11 protein-coding genes and 1 pseudogene are annotated in these 8470 nt (G+C 76.4%); 7 read left to right on the top strand and 5 right to left on the bottom strand.

The annotated features are described in order from the left end of the window. Window positions 1–69 precede the first annotated feature (69 nt). The gene (locus ACIOFR_RS32850) at window positions 70–843 is read left to right on the top strand and encodes a 2,3-dihydro-2,3-dihydroxybenzoate dehydrogenase (protein ID WP_401002910.1); all 774 of its coding nucleotides are present in this window, start codon (window positions 70–72) and stop codon (window positions 841–843) included. Between the two features lie 58 nt (window positions 844–901). Here the strand turns inward: ACIOFR_RS32850 and ACIOFR_RS32855 are convergent, their stop codons facing one another. Continuing rightward, window positions 902–1243, bottom strand: coding sequence for a DUF5713 family protein (locus tag ACIOFR_RS32855; RefSeq protein WP_401002899.1), 342 nt, complete (start codon window positions 1241–1243; stop codon window positions 902–904). A 246-nt stretch (window positions 1244–1489) separates the two neighbouring features. Between ACIOFR_RS32855 and ACIOFR_RS32860 the strand changes: the two are divergent. Further along, a pseudogene (locus ACIOFR_RS32860) lies at window positions 1490–1615 on the top strand (3-ketoacyl-ACP reductase); the annotation flags it as partial. 82 nt (window positions 1616–1697) lie between these two features. On the opposite strand, the gene ACIOFR_RS32865 reads toward ACIOFR_RS32860, so the two are convergent. Beyond that, on the bottom strand, window positions 1698–1829 hold the full coding sequence (locus ACIOFR_RS32865; protein WP_401002900.1) for a hypothetical protein: 132 nt from the start codon (window positions 1827–1829) through the stop codon (window positions 1698–1700). On the opposite strand from ACIOFR_RS32865, the gene ACIOFR_RS32870 reads away from it, so the two are divergent. Continuing rightward, window positions 1788–1913 (top strand): hypothetical protein, encoded by a 126-nt coding sequence (locus tag ACIOFR_RS32870; protein WP_401002911.1) that lies wholly within the window; start codon window positions 1788–1790, stop codon window positions 1911–1913. The two genes, ACIOFR_RS32865 and ACIOFR_RS32870, sit on opposite strands and share 42 nt — an antisense overlap. A 45-nt stretch (window positions 1914–1958) precedes the next feature. Here the strand turns inward: ACIOFR_RS32870 and ACIOFR_RS32875 are convergent, their stop codons facing one another. Continuing rightward, window positions 1959–2291, bottom strand: coding sequence for a hypothetical protein (locus ACIOFR_RS32875; protein WP_401002901.1), 333 nt, complete (start codon window positions 2289–2291; stop codon window positions 1959–1961). A gap of 57 nt (window positions 2292–2348) precedes the next feature. Then, entirely contained in the window at window positions 2349–2711 is a 363-nt protein-coding gene (locus tag ACIOFR_RS32880; protein WP_401002902.1) for a hypothetical protein, read from the bottom strand. A 106-nt stretch (window positions 2712–2817) separates the two neighbouring features. Between ACIOFR_RS32880 and ACIOFR_RS32885 the strand changes: the two genes are divergently transcribed. The 4 genes from ACIOFR_RS32885 (at window position 2818) to ACIOFR_RS32900 (ending at window position 8159) form a co-directional block, all read left to right on the top strand. Then, a complete protein-coding gene (locus ACIOFR_RS32885) occupies window positions 2818–4161 on the top strand; it encodes a hypothetical protein (protein ID WP_401002903.1) in 1344 nt (447 codons plus the stop codon). Further along, window positions 4158–6062 (top strand): GMC family oxidoreductase N-terminal domain-containing protein, encoded by a 1905-nt coding sequence (locus ACIOFR_RS32890; RefSeq protein WP_401002904.1) that lies wholly within the window; start codon window positions 4158–4160, stop codon window positions 6060–6062. Before ACIOFR_RS32885 ends, ACIOFR_RS32890 begins: the two co-directional genes overlap by 4 nt. 84 nt (window positions 6063–6146) lie before the next feature. Continuing rightward, on the top strand, window positions 6147–7322 hold the full coding sequence (locus tag ACIOFR_RS32895; RefSeq protein WP_401002905.1) for a DUF3103 family protein: 1176 nt from the start codon (window positions 6147–6149) through the stop codon (window positions 7320–7322). Between the two features lie 132 nt (window positions 7323–7454). Beyond that, a complete protein-coding gene (locus tag ACIOFR_RS32900) occupies window positions 7455–8159 on the top strand; it encodes a FadR/GntR family transcriptional regulator (protein ID WP_401002906.1) in 705 nt (234 codons plus the stop codon). Between the two features lie 79 nt (window positions 8160–8238). On the opposite strand, the gene ACIOFR_RS32905 is transcribed toward ACIOFR_RS32900, so the two are convergent. Continuing rightward, on the bottom strand, window positions 8239–8470 hold a 232-nt coding region (locus ACIOFR_RS32905; protein ID WP_401002907.1), incomplete at its 5' end, for a transglycosylase family protein.

Here is an 8470-nt window from a genome sequence, read left to right on the forward strand (position 1 = left end):
AGGTTAGCCTTGCCTAAAACCGGCTGGAACGGGGCGTCGCCGCCCCGGAGGGGATCGACCGTGGAACCGATGGAACTCGCCGGCGAGGTCGCCCTGGTCACCGGCGCCGGGCGGGGCATAGGGGCGGCGGTGGTGCGGGCGCTGGCCGCCCGCGGCGCCACGGTGGCCGCGGTGGACCTCGACCCGGCCGGGGTCGAGGCGCTCGCCGCGGAGCACCCGGGCGCCGTGCACGCCCACCCGGCGGACGTCTCGGACGCCGCCGCCGTCGAGGCGCTGGTCGAACGGGTCGAGGGCGAGCTCGGCCCGCTCACCGTCCTGGTCAACGTCGCGGGCATCCTGCGCACCGCCCGTGCCGTCGACCTCAGCGACGAGGACTGGGCGGCCACCTTCGCCGTCAACGCCTCGGGCGTCTTCCACGTCAGTCGCGCGGTGGCCGGGCGGATGGCCGGACGCGGCCGGGGCTCGGTGGTCACCGTCGGGTCCAACGCGGCCGGCGTGCCGCGGGTGGGCATGGCCGCCTACGCCGCCTCCAAGGCCGCCGCCACGATGTTCACCAAGGTCCTCGGTCTGGAGCTGGCCCGCTCGGGCGTGCGGTGCAACGTGGTCTCGCCGGGCTCCACCGACACCCCCATGCAGCGCGCGCTCTGGTCCGCCGACGAGGAGGCCTCCGCCGCCCGGGTCATCGCCGGCGACCTGGACTCCTACCGGGTCGGCATACCGCTCGGGCGGATCGCCGAACCGGCCGACGTCGCCGAGGCGGTGGTCTTCCTCGCCTCCGACCGCGCCCGGCACATCACCATGCACGACCTGTACGTGGACGGCGGCGCGACCCTGCGGGCCTGAGGCCGGCCGTGGCCGGCCCCCGGTGCCGGGCCGGCTGCGAAGGGCGGAGGGCGCCGGATCACCAGTCCCGGGTGGCGATCAGCTCCTCGACGTCCGCGTCCGTGAACCCGTAGGCCGACGCGACGAACCAGAACTCCTCGGCGATCCACTCGCGCGCCACGGTCTCGATCCCGCTCCCGGCCGCCTCGAACTCCGCCTCCAGCAGGTTGAACTCCTCCGTCGCGGCATGGGTGAGCGTGTACAGGGCCGCCAGGTCCGACGGCCGCCCGGCCTCGATCCGCTCGCACAGCCCGAGCAGGACCGCCCGCCCCAGGTCGACGACGTGGTCGGGGAAGTACGCGTCCCCGTACATCTCCCGCAGGAACGCGTGCCCTGCTACCCGCTGGTTGGTGATCGGCATGACGCCTCCGCGTCCCGTTGGAGAACTGACGTGCCGATCGTGCACCCGGCCACTGACAACGCCACCACCACCGCCGCCCGGGCCGCGCCCGGCCGGCACCCTCAGGACGGCTCCCGGTGCGGCGGGGTCGTCCCGGGCCGGCGGGCGGGGGCCACGCCGTGCAGGAGGTTGGCGACCACGGGCTCGGTGAACTCCTAGGTGACCGGCGGGCCGGAGAGCAGCTGGGCCCCCAGGTCGGCTTCGACGTCCGCCCAGTCGCCGCACGAGCGGCTCGGCGCGCCGGAGGGCATCGCCGAGACCGTCGCGTTCCTCGCCGGGAGCGGCCGGTGGGTCGACGGCCAGGTCCTCTTCGCCAACGGCGCGATCGCCTGACGGCACGCCGGCACCCGCACACCCCCGCCGGCGCACCCTGCTGTTCGAGCGGCTGCTGACCTCCATCGGCCCGCCGGCGACGTCACGCCGCCCCGCGCACGCTCGGCGGGGTGCGGACCACGCCGGTACCCGCGACCCGGCGCACGGGCTGATCAGCCCGCTGTTCGCGGACCTGACGGGCCTTCCGCCGCTGCTCGTCCAGGCGGGCTCGCACGAGATGCTCCTGGACGACGCCACCCGGCTCGCGGCCCGCGCGGCAACCGCGGACGTCGCGGTCACCCCCGACGTCACCCTGTAGCGCTCCGGCCGGGCGGCGGGGCGGGAGCGTACGGGCTGCGCGGCGTCAGTCCGCGTCGTCGGCCCGGGGCTGGACCAGACCCGGGCCGCCGCCGTGCGCCACGGGGAGGTAGCCGTCCGGCGGGGTGGGCAGCGTCCCGAGGCAGGCCGTGGAGCAGGCGTTGACCAGCAGCGGCAGGACGTCGGTGGCCACCCGCAGCGAGATCCACGCCCGGTGCAGCCCGGTCCCGTCCAGTGGCCGGTCGCAGACGCTGCACGTGGTCAGGGTGTCGGCGCCCCAGGTGCCCGGATCGACCGCGCCGACCGGGTGCGGGCCCGGGCCGAGCGGAGGGAAGGGCGGCCGGACCTTCTCGTTGCCGAACAGTGCCCGGGTGCTCACGGTGCTCCGCACCAGGCTGCGGCACCGGGTCAGCTCGTACGGGAACCAGTGCAGGTGCTACGAGGTGTAGGGGTCGAACTCCCGCAGCGCCGTCATGGCGCCGATCTCCGGTGGGATCCGGACCAGTCCGCTGCCGTACAGGCTGAACTCCCGGACCTCGGTGAGCTTCGCGACGGTCGGGGGCAGCGTGACGATCTGCGGGCGCTCCTCGGGGCTGAGCTGCGGCAGCGGGCGGAACACCGGCCGGCCGTCGGCGGCGGCCTCCTCGATCAGGGCGAGGAGGTGCTGCCAGCCCGGTGCGGAGGTGTCCTGCCGCTCGGGGTGGAAGCGGACCCGGCGCCGGCCGGTCACCCGGGTCTGGTCGAAGCAGGGGCAGGTCCGCGGGTCGACGGCCGTGGCGGGCCGGGCTCGGTCGGTCATGCCGGCACCCTGGCGGCGTGTGGCCCGGCGGGCAGGGGGGATTGACGGTGCATCGGCATAGTGGTTCAGTGGCTCAGCCACTGGACCACTGAAACCGGAGACACCCATGAAGGCGCTGCCTCGGCGCGGCACGGCGTTCGACGAGCTGATGGTGGGCACGGTGCGGCTCGCGGGCGAGACGCGGGACCGCCCCGTCCGGCTCGACCTCGCCGTACGGGCGGACCGCCTCCTGCTGCCGCACCGGACCACGGACGCCACCCTGACCGGGCGGGTACGGATCGCCGGACTGGCCGACGACCCCTGCTCCGAGGGCGAGTTGGAGATCTCGCCGATGGCCGGGCGGCGGATCCGCTACCGGATCGACCTCACCGCCGACGGGCGCCGGCTCACCCTGGACGGCTGGAAGTCGGTCACCGCGCGCCGCCCGCTCGCCTCGATGACCGTGCTGCCCTTCACCCTCGCCGAGGACGGCACCGAGGTCGGCCGCGGCACCCTGCGCTTCCCGCTCGCCACCGCGCTGCTGCCCTTCCTGGCCAGCTGGCGCTTCCCCCGCCGCGAGGACCCGGCCGGCACCGACGCCCCCCGCTGGGACGGCACCCCCGGCCGTACCGAGGTCTGGTACACCACCCTGACCGACCCGGCGAGCGGCACCGGCCTGTGGCTGCACCACGAACTGACCGCACCCGCGGACGGATCGCCCGCCCGCGCGCACGGCTGGATCGCGCTCTTCCCGCCCGACGGGCCCGCCGCGCACGCCCGCTACACCGCCGACCCCGGACCACCCGCGGAACGGCTGCGCGGCAAGGCCGGCCCGTACACCTGGGACCTCGTCGAGCAGCCCGCAGGACCGCCGCTGTACACCTTCCCGCGCTGGGCCTGGCGCCACCCCGTGCTGCCGGCCGCGCACATGCTCCCGGCCGCGCGCTCCCACTACACCGGGACCGTCACCCACCCCGGCGGCGAACTCCGGCTGACGGACGCGCCCGGCGCCGGAGCCCGGATCTACGGCCACGGCAACGCCGGGCGCTGGGCCTGGCTGCACGCCGACCTCGGCGGCGGGGACGTCCTGGAGGTGGTCGCCGCCGTCGCCCACCGGCGCGGGCTGGACCGCCTGCCGCCCCTGGTCTTCCTCCGGCTGCTCCGCGGCGGCCGCACCTGGCCCCGCCGGGCCGCCGGCTCGGCGCTCGGCCCGTTCCGCGCCGAGATCGGCCTGCCCGAGTGGAGGGTGACGGGCCGCACCGCGCTGCGTCGCATCACCGTGACGGTCCGCCAACCCGAGCGGCGCACGCTGACCCTGGACTACACCGACCCGGACGGCGGCCGGGCCGTGTGCCGCAACAGCGAGGCGGCCGACGCCCGGATCACCGTGGAACGGTGGTGGGGCCGCTGGCGCCCGGACGCGCAGTGGACGCTGAACGGGACGGCGCACGCGGAGGTGGGCACCCGGTGACGACCCCGCCCCCTGCCCGGACCCGGGCCCGCAGCCGTGCCGGTCTGGTCGCCGCCCTGCTCGCCGACGACGGCCGCGAGGCCTGGCCCGCCGCCGCGGCCGCCCGCCTGGACGGCCTGCTGGCCGCACTGCCCGCCCCGGCCCGCACCGGATTCGGCGCCGCCGCGGCCGCCGTCGACGCGTACGCGGTGCTGCGGACCGGCGCCCGGCTCGACCGGCTGCCGGTCTCCCGGCGGGAGAGCGTCCTGGCGTCCCTCGCCGCCCGCCCGGCGCTGCTCGCGCTGCTGGACGTGGTCAAGGTCCCGGTCCTGCTGGCCGCCGGCACCGAACGGATGCTGGCCGGGCGGCCGTCCCCGTCCCCGGCCGCCCCCGGGACCGGGCCGTCGGACCCACCGCTGGACTGCGTGCCGTCCGCCGAGTGGCCCGACCGCGCCACCGCCGACGCGGTGGTGATCGGCTCCGGCGCGGGCGGCGCCGTCGCGGCCCGCACCCTGGCCCGGGCCGGCCTGCGGGTGGTGGTGCTGGAGGAGGGCCGCCACCACACCACCGCCGAGTTCGGCCGGCGCGCGCCGCTCGACCGGTTCGCCGACCTGTACCGGGACGGCGGCGCCACCGTGATGATGGGCAGCCCGCCCGTCCTGCTGCCCACCGGCCGAGCCGTCGGCGGCACCACCGTGGTCAACTCCGGTACCTGCTACCGGACACCGGACCGGGTGCTGGAGCGCTGGCGGGCCCGGCACGGGCTGGAACTCGCCGACCGGACGGCCTTCGGCGCGGACCTGGACGAGATCGAGCGCACCCTGCGGGTGGCGACCCAGCCGCTGGACGTCCTCGGCCGCAACGGACTGCTCGCCCTGGCCGGCGCCGACCGGCTCGGCTGGCGGGCCGGACCGCTGCGCCGCAACGCCCCGGGCTGCAAGGGGTCCTGCCAGTGCGTGGTGGGCTGCCCGGCCGGCGCCAAGCAGAGCGTGCAGCTGTCGGTGCTCCCGGAGGCCTGCGCGGCGGGCGCCCGGATCGTGACCTCCGCCCGGGTGCTGCGGATCCTGGTCGACCCGGACCGCCCCGGTGGTCCGCGGGCCGCCGGGGTCGCGGTGCGGCGACCGGACGGCAGCGCGTTCGAACTGCTGGCGCCGCTGGTGGTGCTGGCCGCCGGCGCGCTGGAGTCCCCGGCGCTGCTGAGGCGTTCGGGCCTGGGCGGCCACCCGCGGACCGGCCGCAACCTGGCGGTGCACCCGGCGACCAGCGTGGCCGGGCGCTTCGCGGAGCCGGTCGCGGGCGGGCCCGCGGTGCTGCAGAGCGCCGGGGTCGAGGAACTGCACGAGGACGGGATCCTGATCGAGGCGACCGCACCGCCGCCGGGCATGGGCTCCTTCGTACTGCCCGGTCTCGGCCGGGAGCTTCGGGCCGAGCTGGAGGGCGCCGACCGGCTGGCCACACTCGGGGCGATGATCGCCGACCGGCCCGGCGGCCGGGTGTTCGGCAGCGGCCGGCCGCTGCTGCGCTACCGGCTGGACCCGGCCGACGGGCGTTCCCTGCTGCGGGGCGTCGCCGCGATGGGCGAGTTGCTGTTCGCGGCCGGTGCGGAGGAGGTGCTGACCGGCCTGCCCCGGGCGCCCCGGGCCCGTTCGACGGCCGAGCTGGACCGGATCCTGGCCGGGACCACCGCCCGTGACCTGCACCTGTCCGCCTTCCACCCGACGGGGACGGTCGCGCTGGGCGCGGATCCCGCCGTCGCTCCCGCGAGCCCCGACGGCCGGCTGCGGGGGGTGCGCGGTGTCCTGGTCGCGGACGCCTCGGCGCTGCCCGGGTGCCCCGGCGTCAACCCCCAACTGACCATCATGGCGCTGTCGTCGGCCGTGTCGCGGTCCGCCGTCGAACGCGGTCCCGACGCCCGCTCTTGATGATCTGTCATGTCCGCGCTTCACTGATCCCGGCACCGCCACCCCGACCGGCGGACGCCCCCCTAGGAACGAGGAGAATCCCCCATGTCCTTCTCCCGTGCGCGTCGCGGCACCTTAACCCTCGCCGTCGCGTCCCTGCTCACCCTGGCCGCGGGCCAGGCGGTGGCCGCCCCGGCCGCCCCCGGCGCCCCCGCCGCGGCCCCCGGGCCGGTCCGGATCGCCGACGGCGCCAGGGTCGGCCAGATCGAGCAGGTGGTGGCCCGCGACCTCGCCGTCTCGCTCGCCGACGCCCGGTGGCGCTCGCAGGTCCGGGCCGGCGCCGCCGCCGGTGCCGTACCGCTGAGCTCCCTCACCTCCGGGGCCGCCGCCCCGGCCGCCCGCGCACTGGCGGGCACGGTCGCCGAGGCGGACCGCCGGATCGCCGCGGCCAAGGGCCTCGGCAGCGACCTCGGCCCGCTGCTGCGGCTCCAGTTGGCCGACCCGTCGATGCGCCCCGCGCTCGACGCCGGAGCCGAACCGCTGGTGGCCGCCGCCACCGGGGACGACCACGCGAAGACCGTCACCGCCTACGACCCGGCCGGCCGCGCCCACACCCTGGACACCCGTGAGGTGCCCGGCAGCCCGGTCTACCTGGTCGACGTGGACTCCACCAGGGCGATGACCGCGGGACTGCGGGTCCTGGGCGACGAGCTCGCCCGCAGGGGGCTCAACTCCCCGGCCACCACGGCCACCCCGGCCACCCCGGCCACCACGGCCACCACGGCCGCCGCGGGCTGGTGGGCGACCAAGGTCGACGCGATCGAGGTCTCCGACGACGAGGAACCCTGGTTCAAGGGCGGCGCCGAGATGTTCGCCCTGGTGACCGGCTTCGGCCAGGACGGGAAGCCCCGCGTCGACTCGGTCACCATGCCGTACCTCGACTACGACGGCACCGTCTACTACCCGAACCAGATCCTGGTGAACTGGTCGAACTACAAGTACAACCTGGCCGACGTCGTCCTGATGGAGGACGACGGTGACACCAACTACCTGGCGCTGGCCCAGGCCATCGCCGCCGTCCTGCTCACCATCGCCGACCAGGGCGCCTACATCCCGCTGGTGAACGCGGTGCTGGCCGCGATGCCCGGCTCCTGGTGGACCGACGACCCGGACTACGTCGACTCCTGGTACACCCTGGCCAGGAACAGCTCCGGCCGGCTCAACGGGGCCGCGGCCAACGGCTGGATGAACGTCTCGCCGTACTTCGTCCAGCAGTTCTGACGGACCGGGGCCGACGGACCCGTGCGCCGAGCGCCCGGTGCCGACGGCTTGACGAGTGCTCGGCCACCCGCTTGACTCCGGTCACGGGTGGCTGAGCCACTCAGCCCCCGAGCGCAGCCGAGGAGAACGTCCGTGCCCGTCGAGACCATCGCCCGCCAGTCCGTGGTCGACGTCCTGGAACACCGGCTGCGCGAGGACATCCTGGACGGCACGCACGGGCCGGGCGACCTGCTGCCGCCCGAACGCGAGCTCGCCGCCGGCTACGGCGTCACCCGGACCACCCTCAAGCACGCGCTGTCCCGGCTCGAACAGGCCGGCCTGCTCAGCACCCGGCACGGCATCGGCACCCGGGTCCGGGACTTCCTCCGGGTCGGCGGCGCGGACCTGCTGCCGATGCTCGCCGCGCGCGACAACGGCTGGCTCGCCGAGGTCTTCGAGGTCCGCCGGCACATCGGCGCCCTCATCGCCCGCCGGGCCGCCACCCGCCGCACCATCCGGCAGGCCGACCGCCTGCGCGAACTGCTCGCCGCGGTGGCCCGGGCGCCCGACGGGGACGCCGCCCAGCTCGCCGACGCCGAGGTCCACCGCGAACTGGCCAGGGCCACCGGCAACCGGGTGTACCTGCTGCTCACCAACACCCTGTTCAACGCCTACCTGCCGGTGCGGGCCGCGCTGCGGGCCCCCTTCGAGGACCCGGCGGCGGCCGCCGAGCGGCTCGCCCCGGTCGTGGCGGCCGTGGCCGACGGCCTGCCGGAGGAGGCCGAGTCGGCCGCCGAGCGCTACCTGCGGACCACCGAGCGGCTGATGTTGGCATCCCTGCGCCCCGAGCGCGGCTGACCCCGGCGCGGTTCCGGGCATGCCTGTGCCCCGCCTCCCGGGGTGTGGGTGGCGGGGCGGTGGGCCGTGCGGGGGCCGGTTACTTGGTGAGGCCGGCCTTGACGGAGCAGACGGGCCAGGCGCCGGGGCCCTGGGAGGCCAGCACCTTCTCGGCGACGGCGATCTGCTGGGCCTTGCTGGCGAGGTTGGCCTGCGGGGCGTAGGAGGTGCCGCCGTAGGCGGCCCAGGTGCTGTTGGTGAACTGCAGGCCGCCGTAGAAGCCGTTGCCGCTGTTGATGCTCCAGTTGCCGGTCGACTCGCACTGCGCGACC

It is taken from the genome of Kitasatospora sp. NPDC088346, from assembly GCF_044740765.1.
Classification (GTDB): domain Bacteria; phylum Actinomycetota; class Actinomycetes; order Streptomycetales; family Streptomycetaceae; genus Kitasatospora.